The organism is Pseudoalteromonas sp. P1-7a, from assembly GCF_001401855.1.
Taxonomy (GTDB): Bacteria; Pseudomonadota; Gammaproteobacteria; order Enterobacterales; family Alteromonadaceae; genus Pseudoalteromonas.
On sequence record NZ_LKDU01000041.1, the window covers coordinates 1 to 23,589 of the forward strand.

A 23,589-nucleotide genomic window follows, 5' to 3' on the forward strand; every position below is an offset into this window, starting at 1 on the left:
GGGGACGCCACTTACTATTTATAGTAGGGTAGTGTTATTAATAAAACTCGCCTGAAACGAGTCAAACCATTCAGTTGTCCTAGTGACACAGAAAACGTTTTTGAGAAGATAATGCCATTCGCCTCGCAGGCTCGGTCTCATCTTACTTAGAAATAGCAAATCAGTGATTTGCAAAGCAATTTCTGCGTCCCCATCGTCTAGAGGCCTAGGACACCGCCCTTTCACGGCGGTAACAGGGGTTCGAATCCCCTTGGGGACGCCACTTACTATTTTAGTAGTGTATAAATCTATAACTTCCTCAGCGCTATCCAGTGCATTAATTTCTACCGCTTATCCGTTAAAATTTTAGTTTTACACTTTTAATTTTCTTCAATATCTAAAAACCTATCTATTTAATTAATAATCACCTACGTATAATTTCTTTGGTTTTCAAGACCGATCCGCAATAATAATTATTCATTTACAGTGATAAATTTTTTGCTAGCTGCGTTAAAAATACATACTTATAACTGCATGTGTAGATAAAATGGATAGCACAACTAAATTTCAAATTACTCTTAACCATATTTATTCATCCTTTAAATAGCTCAATCAATAAAGCCTGTACAAAATATTCAGCATTTATAAAGCGCTGTGCTGCTAACCTTTTAGCTTAATTTCTTATTATTAGGAGTTAATTATGGCAAGTGGTTGGGCGCGTGATGGCGCAATTCAAGATCAAATCGATGCAAGTGTTAACGATGCAGTGCAATATGCAAGGCAAAATTTAATCTCAGGCGCGAGTGCTGAATTCTGTGATGAGTGTGATTGTGAAATACCACAGGCACGCAGGTTAGCGCTGCCAGGTGTTAGGCACTGTGTGGCGTGTCAAAGCGAGCTTGAGGCTAAAGGCAAAGGCGTTGCTGGCGTAAACCGCCGAGCAAGTAAAGATAGCCAACTAAGGTAAAGGTGCGACTAGGCACCTTTTTGATAAATTTTATTCCCTAGTGAGCTTTGTTTTTCTTTTTCTGAATAAGCTCAATTGAATAGCCATCAGGGTCTTTCACAAAAGCAATTTCTGTTGTGCCACCTTTTACTGGCCCCGGTTCTCGACTGACGTTTCCACCAGCGGCCTTTATGTCGTCACATGCCTTGTATATATCGTCAAATTCAATAGCTATATGGCCATATGCATTCCCCAAATCGTAGCTATTTTCATCCCAATTATAAGTAAGCTCTAACACAGTATTACTATCCTCTTCACCATACCCTACAAAAGCTAATGTATAACGATACTCTTCGTTGTCAGAACGGCGTAATTCTTTCATTCCTAAAATCTGTGTATAAAAAGAAAGTGACTTTTCTAAGTCGGCTACACGCAACATTGTGTGTAATAAACGCATTTAGGTTACCTCTGTGAGTTTAAATTTAAATAGGTGTGGAGCATAGCGTCTTTATGGAGTATCCATAACCGCATTGCAAAGGCCAGAGCCTGCCATATACCTAGGGGCTTATTTTACCTCAACTGTGAACAATAAGTTTATATTAACCAGCTATTTGCGCACTCATTGCGTCAAATTTACTTGCAATAAGCCTAGCTATTGCCGCGCAAGTGGCTTTGCCTTCACTGAAAACCTCGGCTTGTGAAATAAATTAAAATATCAGTACGATTTAATACGTAAGTAAACTTCTTAACCTGAGTTCGGGCAATTTAAGCTAAATGTGGGCAAGGCTAGGCATTTACAACCACGGATTGCCATAATATTAGCACACTAAATTAGTGGTTTTACCAACAATAGGTTAGTGCACAATGTAATTATAGCCACGCTATTTATACGAGTTTATAAAGTTGTTGCACTTATTGGTCAACCTATTTTTTATTAAGCTCTAACCAAAGAAGGGAAAAGTGAGTGGAATTAATTTGATTTCCATACTACCTATAACTAGTTGTTTATTATTGTTATTTTGTTGATTTGAAATAAATTGTAAATTACCTTGGTTTACAAAGTTAACTTATTGGTTGACAAGATTGGTGTATGGTAATACAGTTTTTGCATACCAATTGGTAAGTTGCTTGGTTTTAGCTTCTCCAAGGTATTAATAAATAATCAAAGCAATGCTAAGCATAACGAAATAAATACGTAATCGGTCAACAATATACAGCGTGTAATCACTCTGTTTTTATTCGCTCAAATGGTAATAACGCGGCGGGTTACTTATTCAAACGAACATGCTCAGGGTTACTTTAGCAAATTGAATTAAACGACACAGCGTACCTATTTATGGGGTAAATCATTACTCGTACTCATAAAAGCACGCGCCATCATATTTAGGAGTTATTCATGTCTAAACCAGTAATCGGTTTTATCGGCCTTGGCTTAATGGGCGGCAATATGGCCGAAAACTTACAGAACAAAGGCTATGAGCTTATTGTTATGGATTTAAACAAAGATGCGGTTGCTGCATGCGTTAGCAGAGGCGCAAAAACAGCAAGCACTGCAAAAGAGCTTGCACAAGGTGCAGACATAATTATGTTTTGTTTAACAACATCAGCAGTTGTTGAAAAAATTGTGTACGCAGAAGATGGCATTTTAGCGGGTATTAAAGAAGGCGCGGTATTAATTGATTTTGGTACATCAATTCCTTCGTCTACTAAAAAAATTGGTGCTGATCTAGCCGCTAAAGGCGCAGGCATGATTGACGCACCACTAGGGCGTACTCCAGCCCATGCTAAAGACGGCCTATTAAATATTATGGCAGCGGGCGATATTGACACCTTCAATAAAGTTAAACCTGTACTTGAAGATCAAGGCGAAAACGTATTTCACCTAGGTGAGCTAGGCGCAGGGCATACAACTAAGTTAATCAATAACTTTATGGGTATGACCACAGTATGTGCTATGTCACAAGCGTTTGCTGTAGCAGACAAAGCCGGTGTAGACCGCCAGCAACTATTTGACATTATGTCGACAGGGCCTTCTAGCTCTCCATTTATGCAATTTTGTAAAAACTACGCGGTAGACAATGTAAGCGACCTTGGTTTTTCAATTGCCAATGCAAACAAAGATTTAGGCTACTTCCTACAAATGGTTTCAGACCTTGGGACTGAATCAAAAATTGCTGAAGGGTCATCTGCTAACTTACAAGCGGCATTTGATGCAGGTATGGGGCAAGGCAACGTACCAGAAATTTTTGATTACTTTAAAACTCTAGAAAAGTAATACCAACAACATTGGGTGCTTTAACGTAGTTAAAGCACCAAAACACACACAACATCAATTGGCTAGATTTAACCTGCTTTGTGCAATGAGTGCAGCATTACTATTGATAAGGCATTACTTCCGGTCACACTGAAAAAGAGTTATCTATGCGTTTAATTAATATAATAAAGCTTAGCCTAGTTCTTATTGGGTGCACATCCACACAATTGGCAGCCAAAGATTATTTTGTAGACACTAAACAAGCTTTTCAAGAGATCTCTGACAAACTCGTTGCTGGCGATAAAGTAACTCTCAAAGACGGTACGTGGTCTAATTTCGAAATTTTATTACAAGGCCAAGGAACCAAAAACGCCCCTATAAAGCTTACAGCGCAAACCAAGGGTAATGTTATTTTATCAGGGCAATCTAATTTAAGACTGGCGGGTTCGTATTTAGAAGTGTCAGGGCTTGTATTTAAAAATGGTTATACGCCTAGCTCAGCCGTTATTGAATTTCGTAAAAATAAAGATGAGCTTGCTACTCACTCCCGCGTAACACAAGTCGTTATCGATAACTACAATAACCCCGATAAACGAGAATCAGACTATTGGGTGGCTCTATATGGTAAACACAATCGTTTTGATCACAGCCACTTAGTAGGTAAACGTAACAAAGGCGTTACGGTTGCAGTAAGGCTTAATAGTGAGCAAAGCCAACAAAACCACCATCAAATTGATCATAACTTCTTTGGCTATCGTCCTACTTTTGGATCTAACGGCGGTGAAACACTGCGCATTGGTACTAGCCACTATTCATTAAGTGATTCATTTACCGTAGTTGAAAACAACTACTTTGAACGTACTAACGGCGAAGTAGAAATAATCTCGGTTAAATCAGGGAAAAACCAAATCCGCAATAATGTGTTTTTTGAATCTCGCGGCACACTAACGCTGCGCCATGGTAATGGCAATATTATAGAAGAGAACGTTTTTTTTGGTAACGGTGTAGATCACACAGGTGGCATTCGCATCATTAATAAAAACCAAACAGTAAAAAATAACTACTTAGAAGGTTTAACAGGCTACCGTTTTGGCAGTGGTTTTACGGTTATGAACGGCGTACCTAACTCACCAATAAATCGCTACCATCAGGTAGAAAACGCGACAATTGAAAACAATACCTATGTAAATGTGCGTCATATACAACTTGGTGCAGGTAGCGATAGCGAGCGTAGCGCTGCACCAATTAATAGCGTAATGAAAAATAACCTTATTATTAATCAAAATGGCGAGCAGCCTTTTACAACCTTTGATGATGTAAGCGGTATTAAATTTAGTGAAAATGTAGCTAATACCCAGGTATTAAAAGAGTTAAATTACGGTGTTAAACAGCAAAATGTAACACTAACCAGAGCTAGTAACGGTTTACTGTATCCTGAATCAAGCAAAATTAGTGCAGGTGCTAAACGCGGTTTAAAGGTGCTAAAAAAGGCCGATACCGGCGTTAGTTGGTATCCAAAAACAGAGCAAGTTGTAGCATTTGATACGGGTAAAACTCACCAGGTTAAAGCAACTGCAGATGCCTTACTTAACGCAATCAATGCAGCCCAAACGGGTGATGTATTAGAGCTTGCAGATGGTCAATACGATGTATCTAAACTCGTTAAAATAACAAAAGTGCTTACCCTTAAGGCTAAACATACTGGCAAAGCTAAGCTGACCTACCAACGCTCCACCTTATTCGAAATTCATGATGGCGGTAGCTTAAAGCTAGATGGTTTAGTTATTTCGGGTGAAAACGCACCTGATGCCATTAATAATAGTGTGGTACGTACTAAAAAGTGGGGCATGGTTGATAACTACCGCTTTGAAATACACAACTCACAATTAACTAATCTTAATATTAATCACTCATTTCACTTTTTTGTAACGGGTAAAGGGGCGATGGCAGATGAAATCACGTTAGTAAATAACACCTTTAAAAATGTAACTGGCGATATTTTACGTCTCGATACCGAAATAGAAGACTTAGGTATTTATAACGCAGAGTATGTAACACTTAAAAGCAATACCTTTAATGAGGTAGCCGGTGGAGTCGTTAAGTTATACCGAGGTGGAAGTGATGAAAGCACCTTTGGTCCGCATTTATTAATGACCAATAACACCCTAACTAAAGTAGGTTTAGGTAAGCGCAACAAGGCGCAAGCGAGTGTGTATGCGCACGGTGTACAAGTAACAAATATTGCAAGCAACGTATTTGAAAAATCGGCACCGATTAAAATTGAGCACACGGTTGGTGAGCCAATAACAGCCATTACAGATAACACCTTTGATGCAACTCAAGCACCAAACGTAAAAGAGTTACGTGTAGCGGGCCCGCACACGGCAACGATTAAAAATAACAACGTTTTAAATAAGGTGAACTAACAATGATGAATTTAACCCAAAATAAGTCATTATTTAAAACGCTGGGTGTTACTGTAAGTGCCTTAGTTTTATCGATAAACGCCTACGCAGCGCATCCAAATTTGGTAATAACCAATGATGATGTACAGCAAATGCGCCAAGCAATTAGCAACAACGAACAGGGCAAGTTTGCCAACGCATTTGCAGCGCTTAAAGCACAAGTGGATGAGCAAATTAAAAGCCCTATAACAGTGCCTGTACCAAAAGACGGTGGGGGAGGGTATACCCACGAACGTCACAAAAAAAATTATCAGCTTATGTATAACGCCGGTGTTATTTATCAGCTAAGCCAAGATGATAAATACGCTCATTACGTACGTGATATGTTGCTTGAGTATGCCAAATTATACCCAACACTTGATGTACACCCTAAGCGCAAAGTTAAGTCGCAAAACCCAGGTAAACTATTTTGGCAAAGCCTTAATGAGGCCATGTGGCTTGTTTATACCATTCAAGCATACGATTTAGTGCATGATGCGTTAAGCGCCGCTAATATTAAAACCATCGAAAATGACTTACTGCGCCCAGTATCGTTATTTTTATCACAAGGCCAGCCATCAACCTTTAACAAGGTACATAACCATGGTACGTGGGCTACAGCCGGTGTAGGCATGGCAGGGTATGTGTTAGATGAATCTGAGTGGGTCGAAAAGTCTCTTTACGATTTAGATAAATCGGGCGAGGGTGGCTTTATTAAGCAGCTAGACATGCTGTTTTCGCCACAGGGCTATTACAACGAAGGTCCTTATTATCAACGCTTTGCACTACTTCCGTTTGTTACCTTTGCTAAAGCAATTGAAAACAACGAACCGCAGCGAGACATTTTTGAATATCGCGATGGCATATTACTTAAAGCCATTGATACCACTATTCAGCTAAGCTATAACGGTTTGTTTTTCCCGATAAACGATGCAATTAAAAGTAAAGGTATAGACACAATAGAGCTGGTACACGGTGTAACAGCCGCTTACGGTTTAACACACGATACTGGTTACTTAGATATAGCCAAAAAGCAAAATCAAATAATACTCTCTGGCGATGGCCTAAAGGTGGCTCAAGCACTGGATAAAAATAAGCAAACCCCTTATGTATTTAAATCGGTAGCGTTTGGCGATGGTAACGATGGCGAGCAAGGGGCGTTGGTAGTAATGCGTACGCAAACTGGTGGCGACCAAGCACTTTTATTTAAACCTGCCGCACAGGGTTTAGGGCATGGACATTTTGATAAATTAACTTGGCAGTTTTACGATCATGGCAATGAAATTGTGTCTGATTATGGCGCTGCACGTTTTTTAAATGTTGAGGCTAAATACGGTGGTCGTTACCTACCAGAAAACGAAACTTACGCAAAACATACCGTGGCACACAATACAGTTGTGATTGATGAAACCTCGCATTTTAATGCAAATGTTAAAGTGGGTAATAACAATCATCCTACGCTTAATTTCTTTGAAACAAACCAATACGGAACGGTGTCAAGTGGGCAAATAAGCACCGCTTACAAAGGTGTTGAGCTTGAACGCACGTTAGCGTTAATTAATTTACCTATGCTTGAAAGCACGCTTGCAGTTGATATTTTTAATGTGACTGCAGATACCTCCCATAAAATTGATTTACCACTGCATTACAAAGGCCAATTAATTGATACCAGCTTTGAGTTACTTGGTAACACCAAAAGCTTAGCTGCGCTGGGTGATAAAAATGGCTATCAACATTTATGGTTAAAAGCACAGGCACAACCAGATGAAGGCCTAGCAAAGGTAACGTGGTTAAACGACAACGGCCGTTTTTATACACAAACAAGCCTAGTGAAAGGGGATGAGTCTTTCTTATTTACGCAAATAGGGGCAAACGATCCACACTTTAACCTTCGTAACGAAAATGGCTATATTCGCCGTGTAGAAGGTAAAAAACAGCATAAATTTATTTCAGTACTTGAGCCTCACGGTGAATACAACCCAAGTAAAGAATATACCCTAGAGGCTGTTAGCCGTGTATCGTCACTTAAGTATGACGCGCAAGAGCACTTAGACCTAATTGAAGTTAAAGTAAAAAATTATACCTATTTGGTTGCTATCAACAAAGCCGATAAAGCAGCTAAACACACATTCACATATCAAAATAAAGCATTCACCTTAAATGGCCGCCTTGGCGTTTATGCGATGAAGAATAATCAGGAGTAAACAGGATGCAAAAGCAAAGTGCACACTTTTCATTTGGTAACGAAACCGAGATTGAAGATTTAGGTAATGGCTTAAAACGCCAAATGCTTGGCTATAACGAAGAGCTAATGGCCGTGAAAATTTGGTTCTCAGAAGGGGCAATTGGTTATAACCATGCACACAGGCACTCGCAAGTAACGTATGTGGTTGAGGGTGAGTTTCACTTTAACATTGATGGCGTAACTAAAATCTTAAAAGCGGGTGATAGCTGTTTTATTCCTCCTTTTGCTGATCACGGTGCAACGTGCCCAACTGGCGGTATACTGATTGATACCTTTAGCCCAGCTCGCGAAGACTTTCTTGAGGAATAACCTATGAAAATTCAAGGCTTACGCTGGTGGGTTATAGTGCTAATTGCACTTGCTACCATTATTAACTACATAGACCGTCAAGCGCTTAGCGTTTTATGGCCAGACATTGTGGAAGAAATGTTCCCTGATGAATCTGCGTTAGAGCGTAAACAAATTTACGCTAATATTTCTATAGTATTCGTATTTGCTTATGCATTTGGCCAAGCTATTTTTGGCAAAATTTTTGACTGGGTTGGCACGCGTTTAGGTTTTGTGCTTTCAATTGGTGTGTGGTCATTAGCCACTGTTGCCCATGCTTTTGCACAAGGGGTGCTTAGCTTAAGTATTTTCCGTGCAATTTTAGGTGTAGCCGAAGCTGGTAACTGGCCCGGTGCAGCTAAAGGTAATGCCGAGTGGTTCCCAACTAAAGAGCGTGCTTTAGCGCAAGGTATATTTAATTCTGGCGCAGCCATTGGTGGCATTATTGCTATCCCGCTTATTGCTTATTTAACCGTGTATTTTAGCTGGCAAATGGTGTTTGTATTTGTTGGTGCCTTAGGTTTTTTATGGTTAGTTCCTTGGATTATATTGGTAAAAGCGCCTCCAGGCTCTCACCCTTGGATAAGTGAAGAAGAGCGTGAGTACATTCTTACCGGACAAAGACGCGTTGATGATAACGGCGATGTAACAAGCGATGACGAAGAAGAATATAACCCGTCTACAGGCGAGTTACTCTCTCGTAAGCAAAGCTGGGGCGTAATTATAGCCTCTGCAGCTATCGACCCTATTTGGTGGTTATTTGTTTTTTGGATACCAATTTACTTAAACGAAGTGTATGGCATGGATGTTAAATCGATTGGTATTTATGGCTGGGTTCCGTATGTAGGCGCTATGTTTGGTGCTTGGTTTGGTGGCTTACTTGCCCAAAACCGCCTTAAAGCAGGCTGGAATACCGATAAAACGCGTAAGCTGACTATCACATTAGGGTGTCTAATTATGTTGCCGGCGCTGCTTGCAATGGCAAACCCAGGCGAGCCGGTAATCGCGGTACTTATTATGGCTGTTATTTTATTTGGTTTTCAAACCGCCATTGGTAACGTGCAAACCTTACCAAGCGACTTACTGGGTAAAAAAGCGGTAGGTACGTTGTCGGGCTTCTCTGGAATGGCCGCTAAATTAGGTGCTGTAGGCCTTACGTCATTGGTACCTATTTTAACAGCGGACGGTAATTATACACCGGCGTTTGTGATAGGCGCGTCTTTAGCGATTATTGCAATGGCAGCTGTATGGATTTTAATTCCAAAAATTGAACCATTGAAAAAGCCTAACTAATTTGTTGGCAATGGCTGTGTTTCTCACAGCCATTTACTACCTAAGGTAAGTGATAATAATGAAAAATATTTACTTTATTGGCGAGTGCATGATTGAGTTAAGAGCGACTGTTCCCTCTACATTGCATCAGTCATTTGCAGGTGACGTATACAATTCGGCAGTTTACTTAAAGCGTTGTTTCCCACAAATCACCACCTCAGTTATTACCGCTTTAGGGGAAGATAACTTAAGTAAAAAAATGCGTGAGCGTTTTGCAAGTGAGCAATTAAATACAGACTATGTATTTGCTCATAACAGTAAAGTCCCAGGTATGTATTACATAGAAACGGACGAGCAAGGTGAGCGCAGTTTTATTTACTGGCGTGATGATTCAGCAGCCAAAAAGGTGGTTGAATTTATCAGCCCTGAGCTAGTTAAACAGCTGTCATCGGGCGATATGTTTTTCTTTTCGGGGATTTCGTTAGCTGTAATAGAAGCACAAGCACGGCCGCAGTTTTGGGACATAGTTAAACAGCTTAAAACCGCAGGTGTGAAGATCGTATTTGATCCTAATTACCGCGCAAGACTATGGGATAACGTTGAGCAAACTAAAGCGCAGTATCATAGCGCGTTTAGCTTAGCCGATATTACTTTGCCGGGTGTTGAAGACTTAGAAACACTTTACGACGTCAAGAGCGTAGAGGCCGTTATTGATTATTTAGCACCGTATAACATCAATGAAATTGTAGTCAAAAACGGCCCTGACTCGGTTATTACAAAAGAGGCTGGCATAGTGCAAAGCCACAAAATTACACCGGTTAAAAACGTGATTGATACAACCTCCGCTGGTGATGCCTTTAATGGTGTGTATTTAGGCGCGCGTTTAGATGGGCGACCTATTGATAAGGCTGTTGAACTTGCCGCGCAAGCCGCTGGCGCTGTTATTCAGCAACCCGGTGCCATTGCACCAAAAGATGTATTTCAACAAGCCATGGCTAAATCAGGCCTGTAACTGGCTAATGTACTCAATATATAACACTAAGTAGCACGATTATCTAAAATAAGGGAAACAACGCATGACTCGCTTTTCTGAACTAATGGCAGGGCAAACTCTGCTACCTATAATTCAAGCAGATACGCCAGAGCAAGGTGTTAACATCGCTAAAGCAATGGCAGAAGCAGGCCTAACTTTGGTAGAAGTTGTTCTTAGAACAGATGCATCAATTGATGCGCTTAAAGCCATAAAAGAACAGGTTCCACAGCTAAAAGTGGGCGCAGGCACCGTTATTAACGAAACAATTTTAAAGCAAGCGCTAGAAGCAGGCTCAGATTTTATAGTTACTCCCGCTGTATCGCCTACACTATTAAGTGAGCTGGTTAAGTGTAACGTGCCAGTATTGCCAGGTGTATCAAATACCGGCGATATATTAATGGCGCTTGAGTATGGTTTTGAAGAGCAAAAACTCTTTCCTGCTTCACTGGCTGGTGGTGCGCCGTTTGTGTCGGCCGTTTCATCTGTATTTCGTGCAGTGAGTTTTTGCCCTACCGGCGGTGTAAGTGAAAAAAATAAAATGGATTACTTGTCGTTAAATAATGTATTTGCAGTAGGTGGTACCTGGGTTGCAAAAAAAGAGTGGGTAGCACAGGGTAACTGGCAAGCGATCACAGACTCTTGTATCGAGGCTTTAAAATAGCAAGGAGCAAAAAATGAATTATTTAGCCCCAACGATTGCGCCCGGTGTTGTTGTTGGCGATGAAGTAAGCGAAGTGTACAAACACGCACGAGCACATCAATATGCATTGCCAGCAGTAAATGTAGTGAGTACATCATCTATTAACGCGACTTTAGAAGCCGCAAGAGAAGTGAAGTCGCCGGTCATTATTCAGCTATCTAATGGGGGAGCACAGTTTTTTTGTGGTAAAGGTTTAGCTCTTGAGGGGCAACAGTCTGCTGTTGTAGGCGCAATAAGTGCTGCACATTATGTGCATAATGTAGCTAAGCACTATGGTGTTGCTGTAATGTTACATACAGATCATGCTGCAAAAAAACTACTGCCCTGGATTGATGGTTTGCTAGATGAAGGTGAAAAATACTTTGCACAAACAGGCAAGCCCCTTTTCTCATCACACATGATCGATCTTTCAGAAGAGCCACTGGAAGAAAATATAGAGATTTGTGAACGTTATTTAGCGCGTATGGCAAAAATAGGCATGACACTTGAAATAGAGTTAGGGTGCACCGGTGGAGAAGAAGATGGGGTTGATAACTCCCATCTCGACAGCTCGGCTTTGTACACTCAACCTGAAGATGTAGCTTATGCTTATAAGCGTCTGAGTAAAATAAGCCCTAATTTCATTATTGCAGCTTCGTTTGGTAATGTTCACGGTGTTTATAAACCGGGTAATGTAGTGCTAACACCAAGCATATTGCGCGAGTCACAAGCCTATGTAGCTGAAAAATTTAATCTTGAACATAACGCGATCAATTTTGTTTTTCATGGGGGGAGTGGTTCAGAACATTGCAAAATTGCAGAATCGCTTACCTACGGGGTGGTAAAAATGAATATTGATACCGACACACAATGGGCGAGTTGGAATGGGGTATTAAACTATTATCAAGAAAAGCAAGATTACTTACAGGGCCAAATAGGCAACCCTGATGGTGAAGATAAACCCAATAAAAAATACTATGACCCACGCGTGTGGTTACGCCAGTCGGAGCAACATATGATGGCACGCCTGATTCAATGTTTTGACGACCTTAATTGTGTGAACAGGTATAGCGCATGAAAAGACTGAATAAAGTTTTAAAAGAAGATGGTGTTGAAACCGACCTAATCATGTTAATCCGTACTCTGTTAGCAACCACAAAAGAGATAGCGTTTAGAGTAAGCCAAGGTGAGCTTGCGGGTGTATTGGGCTCTACCCTTAACGAAAATATACAAGGTGAAGTTCAAAAAAAGCTAGATGTTATTGCTAATCAGCTTTTAAAAGACACTTTAATTGATGATGAATTGGTCAAAACAGTGGCATCTGAAGAAGAAGACAACGCAGTAGGTGCACACCCTGATGGTAAGTATATTGTGGCGTTTGATCCTCTCGATGGTTCATCAAATATTGATGTTAATGGACAAATAGGTACTATTTTTACCATTTACCCAGCAAAAGCAGATGTACCTTACGATAGTGATGAGCAATTTAATCAACCCGGTACTAATCAGGTTTGTGCGGGCTACGTGCTGTATGGGCCATCGTCGTTACTTGTGATGACAACAGGTGGACCAACCCGCTGTTATACGCATGATTTAACCCACGGCGGCTTTTTGCTTACTAAGCCAGAACTTAAGGTGTCGAGTAAAAGCCGTGAGTTCTCGGTTAATATGGCAAATTACAGATATTGGGATGAAGCCACGCAAGTTTACTTTGATAAATTACTGTATACATCAGAAGAATTTGCTAAAAGCTCAATTCGCTATAATGCGGCTATGGTCGGTGATGTGCACCGCATATTATGCCGTGGTGGGGTATTTATGTATCCACAAGATACGCGTTCTGGTAATGAAAATGGTAAAATACGGTTACTTTACGAAGCCAACCCATTGGCGATGTTAACTGAAAACGCAGGTGGTATAGCCACCTCTAAAGGCATGCGTATTTTAGATATTCACCCAGAGGATCTGCATCAACGTGTGCCTGTTATTTTAGGCTCTAGTGAACCGGTAGCTTATTTTAACTCTACGGTTTATTGAACTAGGGGCGTGTTGATCTTTGATGGTTAAATTTGCAGCAGTGTGTTTGCTTTAGGCAAAGCCTATGAAGTGTGGTTATTTCACATAGATAGGCGATAATGCAGCATAAATACCAAACACGCGGTTGCCCTTCGGATTCTGCCTAGGGGCTATAAATTCTTTGTTGCCTATATGGATGTAGGTAAGTGGTGTTAGCAAGGCGCGCAAGCTTTGCTCGAAATTTTCTTACCCTTACAGGAATGTAACTCATTAGAATAACGCAGGAGCAGTTATCGAGCCCACAAGGTTACAAATCTTACGCCGCGATTTAATCGCCCCTAGATTGAACACATCTCAATCCGCAAAGATCAACATGCCTTGGCATAAGGTCTATTTAATAATGTAATAACCATTTAAGCCGCTGCACGGGCATATATTCAACGCAGTGGCTTCACCTCAAACATGAACACATCAATAATTTCATGCCTATTACGCTCCCTGTAAATACTTAGCTCTACGTTTCGGTAAAACCAATTTCTTATACTCTTTGATGGTCAACATATTTATTATATCAATATTGGTAATAACAATATTTTATTAATGATATGTGCAAGTAAACTTTTAATTAATAAAATGTGATGATTTTTGAACGAATATAGTGGTAAAAGTGTTTTTATTATGATTATATTACCAAGTTGGTTAACAATGAGGCGTAAAAATAAAATAATTTGGTAATAACACACTGGGTATTTGGTAAATCACACATAACACATGCTAAATACTAAACCACACAATAAAGGAGAATAGAGCCATGATGAAATTAAAACATTTTGCATTATGTGCTGTTGCAGCTGCCATTATAGGTTGCGACACAGATTCAAATAATAATAACAATACATTGGGCTCTATTGCTCTAACAGGCACAGCGCTAACTGGCGAAACATTATCGACCAGTGTAAATGATGCAGATGGTATTTCTGGCGAAGTAAGCTACTACTGGTATGCCGATGGACAAGTTATTAGTGGTGCTAATGACGCAACGTTTACATTAACCGATGAGCAAATTGGTTTTGCGATTACTGCACAAGCGCTTTATACAGATGACAGCGGCGTTAATGAATCGCATTTAAGCGAGCCAACCGATGAAGTGACAGCTATTCCTTTTGCGGCCACAGTAGAAATTAATGGTGATGCAATTATTGGGAATGAGCTAAGTGCTAGTGTGGCGGATGAAAATGGCTTCGATCCAGCGCTTGTAACTTATACGTGGTTTGCAGATGATGAGGAAATTGCTGATGAAACCTTAGCAACCTTCACAATTACCGAAGCGCAATTAGGTAAAGTTATTACTGTAAATGCAGTGTTTGAAGATAGCAGAGGCTTTGCAGAGTCAGCTACATCAGCTGCGACAGCGCCAGTAGAACGCGCGAATTCAGAAGGGTCGGTGGCTATTGTTGGTACGCCTACGATTGGTAATACACTAACGGCTGAAGTTACCGATGAAGATGGCGCAAGCGGCACAATCACTTATCAGTGGTTTGCAGATACTATAGCTATTGAAGGTGCAACACAAAGTACTTATGTTGTTGATGAATCACTACTTGGCCAAGTTATCACTGTGCAGGTTACTTACACAGACGATCATGGTTTTACCGAAGACAACCTATCACAGGCAACCATTGCAGTTTCAGCTGAAGCTGTAGATGAAGCGGGTAGCATTACCATTTCAGGCGCTATGCCTTATTTAGTGACTAGCGAATTAACCGCTGAAATTAGCGATAACAACGGTGTAGATGAGCAAAACGTTACCTACACCTGGCTTGCTGATGGCGTAGCAATAGCAGACACTAACAGCAAAACGTTTACGCCAACTAATCAAGCTGGCGCGATTATATCGGTGACGGCGAGTTACACCGATAACGATGGCTTTTCAAGCACAATTACCGGTACTGCCGATACTGTAGTGTACACGCAAGTAATAAGCGATGCAGGCGCGCTATTAGGAGCTATAAATGCAGGTCTTGCTGATGGCGACGTGATTGGTTTAAATACCGGCGTATATGCCGATCTTGATGCCATTATGCTAACTAGTGCAGCAACGCTTAAAGCCGTTGAAGGGCAAAGCCCGGTAATTAGTGGTGAACTTTGTATTCATGTAGCCAGCGGTGTTGATGGCGCAGGTATTGAAGGACTTACTTTTAAAAATATTGATACTAAATCGGGCGGCTTTTGTGAAACCGAAGAAGACGCTGTTATTTATTCTGAGGGTGACAACTTCACATTTACTCAAAATACTATCGATGGTGAAGCACAGACGTTAAATAACTCCACTTACCACTGGTTAATGCTTAAAGGCGATGGCGCAATGGTTGAGCGTAATACCTTTGCAAACCGCGATAAAGCAGAAAATGGTTCGGTGATTAAAATGTCATCGTCAAGTACTAACCACGTTATTCAATATAACCTTTTCACAGGCTCAAGCAGTAATCCAAATTTTGGTAACTCTAGCCTGCACTTAATTAACGCAGGCAGTACCACAGGTACAGACGCAGCTGTAGATGCAAACTTTACTATTCAATACAACCGTGTAGAAAACTTTGTTACAGGTCGTCGCTTAATGCGCGTACAAACCTCTGGCGCGACGATTAAAGGCAATACCATTTTAAATCCAAATGGCGGTATTTCACTTGAAGATGGTGGATTTAATACGGTATCAGACAACGTTATTATTCGTACCACAGATATTGCAAGCTCAAGCGATCGACCAGCTGGTGTATTAATTACGCCTTTAGGCCACACAGTAAGCAATAACTACATTGCGGGTATTCGCTCAGGTAATAAAGAAGCAGGTGGTATTGTATTTACAGCGAATCCATTCTCACAAGCTGATGGCGGAGTGCCAAATGGAGGTAACCAAGCTGTGCTTGATGGTGCAGGCGACTTTACCCTTAATGTGACTAACAATACCGTACTTAACTCACAGCAACCTTTTGTATTTAGTACAGAAATAGGATCAAAAGCACCGGTAGGTGATTGTGATGAGCTTACCGCAGACAACGCACCTGTATTGTACGGTTTAACAAAAAATGCATTTGAAATTAACTTTAACGGTAATTTAAATGCCAATGGGGTTGGCGATCAAACTGATGAAGACACGATACAAAATAGCGCGCTTGTTTATGGTTTCTTTTACCCTAACACGCTGTCGAGCGATCATTCATTTGAGTACGACTGTGACCTAATTAATCATACTGAATCATTGTTCTCAAACAGCTTTGGCTTTAGTGACAGCTATGAGTCGGGCGATGCGAGTGATTTATGGGTTGATATTAGAAACGTAAATGGCAATGGTGAATACGACACCGATGGCGCTATTGACCAAGACCCAGAAGCAAATGGTAAAGAAGTCCCTGAATTTGTAACCGGTACAAGTACGCTGCTTGAGACTGACGCAAATGGTGCACAAGCCTTAGCAGGTGCAAGAAACTTATACTACATCCAAAGCACTGATGTAGGTGCAGGCTCTACATGGGTGGCACAAGATGAATAAATCAATACTGCATATTATTAATTTTTATAAAAATAGCAAACTACGCACAACACACACAATGATAAAGGAGAACGCGGCATGTCGTTAAAAATGGATCGAAGGCATCAACATTCTACAAACAGCTCTGTTTGTAATCATTTTGCACTTTCACCTGCTGCTAAGCTAATTAGAGCAAGTTTACTTGCTGGTATGGCAGGTTCATTGTCATTTAATGCTTTTGCTCAGCAAGAAGCCCAAGAAAAAGTGACTGAAGTAGAGCAAGATGTAGAAATCATCAGCGTTACGGGTACTCGTAGAACCATACAAGATCAAATTGCAATAAAACGTGAGGCAACAACCGTTGTTGATGGTTTATCTGCCGAAGATATTGGTGATTTACCAGCGCTCTCAATTGGTGAAGCGCTTGAGTCTATCACCGGTGCTGCATCACACCGTGAAAACGGCGGTGCTACCGAAATTACTATTCGTGGTTTAGGTCCATTTTTAAGTGCAACTCATATTAACGGCCGTGAAGCGACCAATGGTAGTGGTGACCGCTCTGTTAACTTTTCACAGTTTCCATCAGAGCTTGTAAAAAAAATCGCTATTTATAAAACACAAGATGCATCAATGATTGAAGGTGGTGTAGCAGGTGTAATAGCCCTTGAAACAGTAAGTCCACTTGATTACGGTAAGCAGCGAGTTCAGGGTGAGGTTAAATTAAACTACAATCCCGATGAAAGTAATGTAGAAAACTCATTGCAAAGTGATACAGGTTACCGTGGTACGTTTAGCTATGTTGATCAATTTGAGTTTGCCGATGGCCAAGCCGTGGGTGTGTCTTTTGGTGTACAGCGACAAGATATTAGCCAACCAGAGGCCGAATACAGAAGCTCAAGCCCATCAGGGTCTTCACTTTGGGCATGTTTAAATGATCCGACAAATACCAATGAAGGCTTTTACAGAGGTAGTGCAGGGGACTGTGAAGACCAAGTAAGTGGTAGCAATAACCAAGGTTACCAAACTGCAATAGACCCAGAAACTGGTAAAGCTGAAAGCGACGGTACTCCTTATGCGTGGACAGGCAGTAGCCGCAGCTATCGCCAAAATGAAACATCTGATGAGCGCGACGCTATATTTTTTGCAATGCAATACCAGCCGTCATCTGAGTGGGATATTAACTTTGATGCACAGATTTCTGACAGAACGCAAAAAGAAGCACGTCACGATTTAATCTTTTTACAAAAACGCGCAACGCCTGGTTTAACAGGCCCAACACTGGTTACCAACGATGTTGGCGGAATTTTACATTGGGAAGGTGAAGAGCGTATTGAATCTGCGGGTGAGCAATTCTCACGTGAAGAAAACTACCAAGGCTACGGTATTAATATTGAGCACACATTTACTGATCGCCTTACTGTAAATCTTGATTTAGCGTATTCAAAAACTGAGCGTGAAGAGCTACAAATTTCTAACCGTGGTAGAACCGCAGACCGTAATTTATTTAGCTGGGATATGGGCGATGAAATTCCTCATTTCACGTTAACCGACTTTGATGTAACAGATATTTCTAACTTTACTGATAGCCTACGTACGCGTTTAGATCGTGAAAATGTACGTGAAAACGAAATCAAATCGGCACGTATTGATTTTAACTACGCGTTAGAGGGCGATATATTTACCAGTATTGAAGGGGGTATTAGAGCTTCTGAATTAAGCTTCACTCAGTTTGGTGGTAGCCAAGGTAATGGCTCTCGTAATGAATACACCATAGGTGATGACTCCGCATTAGAGATACTTCAAGGCTGTCAAATTGACTTCCCTGAATCTGACTTTTTATCGAGCGTATCTGATGGCGATTTAATAACAAATATAGATAGTAGCGGTAATGTAATAAGCTCAGGGACAGGTTCCTCGTGGGCAACGTACGATAACGTGTGTTTCTCTCAAGCTGTAGCAGCTACAGACGCTGATTATACAGGTGAGTTTGGTTACCCTGATGTAGAGTATGAAAATGCCGGTACCATAGATGTTACTGAAAAAACCACATCAGTGTACTTAATGGCAAACTACGACACTGAAGTATTTGGTAAGTTTATTCGTGGTAACTTTGGTCTGCGTATTGTTGATACTGATGTTACATCGGTAGGCTTTAGAACAAATTACACTGTAGATGTAGATGAAACGACAGGGGCCGTAACCCTCGAGGAAGGGGATTCACTAGAAAGAACCGAAAGCGGCGGTGGTTATACTAAATACTTACCAAGCTTTAACTTAGTAGTTGATTACAGTGAAGACATTTTACTGCGTGCGGGTATTTACCGTGGTATGTCACGTGCTGACCCATCTGATTTAGGCTATGACCGCGACTTTGTAACAGACGATCAATCTGTTGCGTTATCGCTTTCTGACTTATTAACTGTAGATGGTTCTGGTAACCCTGATACTCAACCATTAATGTCATGGAACTACGACTTAGCCTTTGAATGGTACCCTAATGAAGATTCTATCTTAGCGCTAAGCCTATACTACAAACAGTTCCAAGGCGGCTTCCAGCAACAAACTGTGATTGAAGACTATGTGGTTGGCGGTGAAACAGTATCACTACCAGTGACTAACTCGGTAACAACCGATAATGATAGCGAAATACTGGGTTTAGAAGCCTCGTTCTCGTACCGTTGGGATAATGGTATTGGTGTAAAATTTGGCTATAACTTTGCAGATACTGACTTTGAGTTTGAAGATAGCTTATATGGCGATACATACGTTACCGACCTAGATGGCAATACCTCTCAACTAACTGCCGGTATTATTGAACCTGGTTCGGTGCCGGGTTTCTCAGAGCATGTATTTAGTAGCCAACTGTATTACCAAATAGGTGACTTTGATACGGCCATTATTTACAAATACCGTAGTGAATACTTCCAACCGTATACCAGTAATGGTACCCGCTTACGTTATGTTGATGCCGTAGGCGTTTGGGAAATGCGCGCATCGTATAAAATTAATAAACATTTCAGAATTAAAGCTGAGGCTATTAACTTGTTCAGTGCACCTAAATCACAAGATTTCTTTGTGGAAGATAACCTAGGTGAAGTAAACGACTACGGCCCACGTTTATTCTTAGGAATGAGCTTTAAACTGTAATAAATTAAAGAGCTCCCCAGTTTAAAACCCAATTAGTGCACCCCACTGGTTGGGTTTTTTATATAGAAGGCGAATATTACCCCTTCGATTTTTATAATGTATTACTAAATTAGCTTCGTTAAGACCGCACTTTCGCCCATTCTTTGAATTAGCCAAAAGTCTACTACCTTTATTCTGGTTGACCAATTAAGTCCTTAAAGCCAGCTAAATTTAAAAACAACCCACCATATATTAAAAAAATATATTGGCCCATTTGTATGAGTTTTAAACCAACCTTGTATCAAATTTAAACTGTTTTTATGTTTAAAATCACATTAAATACAAGTGGTTATATTGTGGTAAGTGACTTTTGTGACTTTGTCATGCCGAATTTTACTTTATTGGTAATGGGTGTTTCTGCTTTTTTTACGTAAAATGGTTTACCAATAGGTTGACCTTTTGGTGTTTTGCTGTAAATATTAAGTTAACCATTTAGATAAATGGTAAGGCGTTTAATAAAAAATATATAGCGAGTTACACATAGCACTGACACACACAGGAAAAACTATGAATCACAAGTTATCAAAAATTACGCTAGCAGTTGTATCTGCCACAGCAATAAACCTTTCTATGCCCACACACGCACAGGAAGCAAAGCCAATAGCAGAAGATGATGTAGAAATCATCGAAGTATCTGGCATTCGTCAATCTCTTACTAATGCGCTGGCGGAAAAACGCTCTGCAGATAGCTTAGTAGAAATTATTCAGTCAGAAGATATTGGTAAACTACCTGATCAAAACCTCGCTGAAGTATTAGAAAACGTAACGGGTATCCAAATTACCCGTCAAGCGGGTGTAGGTACCGGTGTACAAATACGTGGTACAGATGCTAACCGCACCGAAATTAATGGTGTATCAACGGTAGGCTCAGGATCTGGACGAAGTGGTATAAGCTTTGAAGATGTTTCAGCGTCAATTATTTCAAGTTTAGAGGTAATAAAGTCGCCTGAAGCGAAAACAATAGAGGGCTCTGTAGGTGGTACTATTAACCTAAAAACCATTCGCCCTTTACATTTAAGTGAGCAGCTGGCGACAATAAGAGTACAAGGTGAAAGTAGCAGTTTAAGCACAGATAGTGGCTTACAACCTCGTTTTTCAGGTACCTTTGCTGATAACTGGGAAGGTGATTACGGTAAATTTGGTGTGTTATTGAGCGGTAGTTACGCAGAGCAAGATGTAACGGCGTTTCGCCCACGTGCTGACAGAGATAACATTATAACTGCAGATAGCGGTGTAGCCAGTGCACAGTCTTTTGATTTTTTACCTATTCAATTTTTTGTACAAGATTACGATAACTACGAATACGAAACTAAAAACTTTGTAGGTACTATTGAATGGGCGCCAAACGATAACACAAAGTTTTACTTTGATGCGGTGGTTAACGATCAAGAACGTCGCCAAGAAAGCTCTCGTGTACAAGCATCGGGTGTAAGTGCGCTTAACGATATTTCTGTGCCAGATGAATTTGAAACCGTAAACTTAGGCTCATTGGGCGGAACTAACTTAGGCTCAATTCAAGCGGCCTTACGTGGTGTAATTCCGGTTAATTTAGAAAATGATGATGACGATCCTAACCTTCGCTTTTCAAGCGATACTAACTCGCGTGTTACCGACAGTAATATTTTTAGACTCGGTGGCGAATGGCAAGGTGATAAGTGGTTTGTAAGTGCTGAAATTGCATCATCATCTTCAGATACAACTACGCCTAGCTTTAATACTACGCTTAACTTTATTAACCCTAATGTGCCGTTAGATGCGGGTGGTGGTAATGATAATAGTGTGCCATTTGAATATGACTTATCGGGTGGTGCTTTAGCGTTTGGCATTGCAGAAGGTGCAGAGTACGCGCCAACGGTTGAACAACTACTAGATCCTGCGAATGTAGTGCTACGCGATGTAAATATTGGTCAAGATACGGTTGAAAACTCTGAAGATGCGTTCCGTATTGATTCAACCTATTACACTGATTCAATCGTAACCTCTATTGATTTTGGTTACCGTTACAGTAAATCGCAAAGCAAACAAAACGAAATTACATCAAGCGTTGGCCTAAGAACAATGGCAGATAGCCCAACCGGTGATTTGTTTGCTGATTTATTAGTTGCAGGTCCTGATAACTTTAACGAAGCTGATGGTCGCTCGTTATACATTGCTGACTTTTTATTAATTGACCCAGAGCTTGTTGCATCAGATCCTGATGCGGTACTTGCAACATTACAAAACGCCATGACTGTGCATGGATCAAGCAAAACATTAAATGCACCAACATCTAGCTCATCTGGTTTTTTTGATATAGAAGAAATCACCCATGCGCTATATGCACAAGCTAACTTTGAGTACGAAATGGTACGCGGTAATATTGGTGTGCGTTATATTCAAACTGATGTTGAGTCTACGGGTAACTCAGTTACAGAAGATGGCAGTGGCAATGAGCTTGTGACCCGAATTACTAATAAATCTGACTATGACTTTATTTTACCACGCTTAAACCTTGTAGCTGATGTATCAGAAGATGTACTCGTGCGCTTTGGTGTGGGTAAAGATATACGTCGCCCTGATTATAACGATTTATCTACCTCTATTACTTACAGCACAAGCCCAAATGACGAAGTTGAATTTGGTAACCCAGCGCTTAAACCTGAAGAAGTGCTTTCTTATGACTTATCTGCTGAATGGTATTTTGATGAAGCGAGTGTTGTCAGTGTGGGTATATTCCATAAAACCCGCAAAGATTTACATGTAAATCAGTTAACATCGCCAGTTGAAGACCCTGTAACAGGCTACCGCGATTTAACAGATCCCTGTGAAGGCGGCGGTATATTTAACCCCATTGCAGATATAAACGTATTTGGCCCTGAAAATGGTCGTGGCGTATGTGTTGGTACAGAAACAAAAGTAAACGATAGTGGTGAAACAACCCAAAAAGGGATTGAGTTTGCGTTTCAATATGACTTATCGGGCTTTGAAGAAGACATTGGGTGGGCTTCTGGTTTTGGTGTGCTAGCTAACTACACAATCCAAGAATTCTCAGGTGGTGAAACCGAAAATACCGCAACATCAAGAGCGGGTAGTGTATTTGCTGCAACTACAGGTACACCCGGTATTGAAGTGAGTGAAATTCAAGGTTTACTAAATCTTTCTGAAAATGCGTACAACATTACCCTTTACTACGAAAAATTTGGCCTGTCAGCTCGTATGCGTTATACGTGGCGTGAAGGGTATCGTTCAAATGACTTCGGTAGTACGTCTAGCTTCCCATGGGGTTTCCCTGTGGTACAAGAAGACCGTGGCCAGCTTAATGCAAGTATTAGCTATGATGTGAACGAACAACTAAATATTGGCTTAGAGGCAGTAAATATTACTGAGTCTGAAATTAGCCAATCATGTGTAAACGAAAGCGCACTATTGTGTTTCCAAGGTTTAACTGACCGTCGTATTACACTGGGTGCAAGTTACCGTTTTTAAAAAGTATGTTGAGAGTGTGTAGCCTTTGAACGGGCGCTCAAAAGCAAGCCATTTGGCTTGCTTTTTTTTTGACCTTAAATTAGCCGCAGCTAGGAGTTAAAAAAAGGGCGGTGGTTCTTCTTGTGGGGGGGGGGGAATGCACCCGTTTGCAAAAAATTGAGTGTGTGCTGTATGACTTGTTGGTTGTGGCGCATTCCCGTGTGGCTTACATTAA

At 40.8% G+C, this 23,589-nt stretch carries 14 protein-coding genes and 1 tRNA gene; 14 read left to right on the forward strand and 1 reads right to left on the reverse strand.

The window, feature by feature from the left end; genetic code table 11:
• The first annotated feature begins 186 nt into the window (after positions 1–186).
• Together AN389_RS17990 and AN389_RS17995 are read left to right on the forward strand one after the other, a co-directional pair.
• Positions 187–262, forward strand: a tRNA-Glu gene (locus tag AN389_RS17990).
• A 417-nt stretch (positions 263–679) separates the two neighbouring features.
• Positions 680–946 (forward strand): DksA/TraR family C4-type zinc finger protein, encoded by a 267-nt coding sequence (locus tag AN389_RS17995; protein ID WP_024034161.1) that lies wholly within the window; start codon positions 680–682, stop codon positions 944–946.
• Positions 947–983: 37 nt separating this feature from the next.
• On the opposite strand, the gene gloA is transcribed toward AN389_RS17995, so the two are convergent.
• Positions 984–1,382 (reverse strand): lactoylglutathione lyase, encoded by a 399-nt coding sequence (gloA, locus tag AN389_RS18000; RefSeq protein WP_004589277.1) that lies wholly within the window; start codon positions 1,380–1,382, stop codon positions 984–986.
• A gap of 939 nt (positions 1,383–2,321) precedes the next feature.
• On the opposite strand from gloA, the gene AN389_RS18005 reads away from it, so the two are divergent.
• From AN389_RS18005 to AN389_RS18060, 12 genes are all read left to right on the forward strand, one after another.
• Positions 2,322–3,200, forward strand: coding sequence for an NAD(P)-dependent oxidoreductase (locus AN389_RS18005; protein WP_024034160.1), 879 nt, complete (start codon positions 2,322–2,324; stop codon positions 3,198–3,200).
• Positions 3,201–3,346: 146 nt separating this feature from the next.
• Positions 3,347–5,605 carry a chondroitinase-B domain-containing protein gene (locus tag AN389_RS18010; protein WP_055020380.1) on the forward strand — a complete coding sequence of 753 codons (2,259 nt, stop codon included), beginning with the start codon at positions 3,347–3,349 and terminating at the stop codon, positions 5,603–5,605.
• A gap of 2 nt (positions 5,606–5,607) precedes the next feature.
• Positions 5,608–7,827, forward strand: a complete 2,220-nt coding sequence (locus AN389_RS18015; protein WP_408003061.1) for a heparinase II/III family protein — start codon at positions 5,608–5,610, stop codon at positions 7,825–7,827.
• 5 nt (positions 7,828–7,832) lie between these two features.
• The gene (locus AN389_RS18020) at positions 7,833–8,177 is read left to right on the forward strand and encodes a cupin domain-containing protein (protein WP_004589273.1); all 345 of its coding nucleotides are present in this window, start codon (positions 7,833–7,835) and stop codon (positions 8,175–8,177) included.
• A 3-nt stretch (positions 8,178–8,180) separates the two neighbouring features.
• Positions 8,181–9,488, forward strand: a complete 1,308-nt coding sequence (locus AN389_RS18025; protein WP_055020381.1) for an MFS transporter — start codon at positions 8,181–8,183, stop codon at positions 9,486–9,488.
• Positions 9,489–9,546: 58 nt separating this feature from the next.
• Positions 9,547–10,479: a sugar kinase gene (locus tag AN389_RS18030; RefSeq protein WP_055020382.1), complete on the forward strand. Its 933-nt coding sequence runs from the start codon at positions 9,547–9,549 to the stop codon at positions 10,477–10,479.
• A gap of 64 nt (positions 10,480–10,543) precedes the next feature.
• Entirely contained in the window at positions 10,544–11,161 is a 618-nt protein-coding gene (gene eda, locus AN389_RS18035) for a bifunctional 4-hydroxy-2-oxoglutarate aldolase/2-dehydro-3-deoxy-phosphogluconate aldolase (RefSeq protein ID WP_055020383.1), read from the forward strand.
• A 13-nt stretch (positions 11,162–11,174) separates the two neighbouring features.
• Positions 11,175–12,257 (forward strand): class II fructose-bisphosphate aldolase, encoded by a 1,083-nt coding sequence (gene fbaA, locus AN389_RS18040; protein WP_055016660.1) that lies wholly within the window; start codon positions 11,175–11,177, stop codon positions 12,255–12,257.
• Positions 12,254–13,216, forward strand: a complete 963-nt coding sequence (locus AN389_RS18045; RefSeq protein ID WP_055016661.1) for a class 1 fructose-bisphosphatase — start codon at positions 12,254–12,256, stop codon at positions 13,214–13,216. The genes fbaA and AN389_RS18045 overlap by 4 nt, the downstream gene beginning before the upstream one ends.
• Before the next feature lie 793 nt (positions 13,217–14,009).
• Entirely contained in the window at positions 14,010–16,745 is a 2,736-nt protein-coding gene (locus AN389_RS18050; protein WP_055016675.1) for a poly(beta-D-mannuronate) lyase, read from the forward strand.
• 78 nt (positions 16,746–16,823) lie between these two features.
• Entirely contained in the window at positions 16,824–19,871 is a 3,048-nt protein-coding gene (locus AN389_RS18055) for a TonB-dependent receptor (RefSeq protein WP_055016662.1), read from the forward strand.
• Between the two features lie 546 nt (positions 19,872–20,417).
• Positions 20,418–23,375, forward strand: a complete 2,958-nt coding sequence (locus tag AN389_RS18060) for a TonB-dependent receptor (RefSeq protein WP_055016663.1) — start codon at positions 20,418–20,420, stop codon at positions 23,373–23,375.
• Positions 23,376–23,589 lie beyond the last annotated feature (214 nt).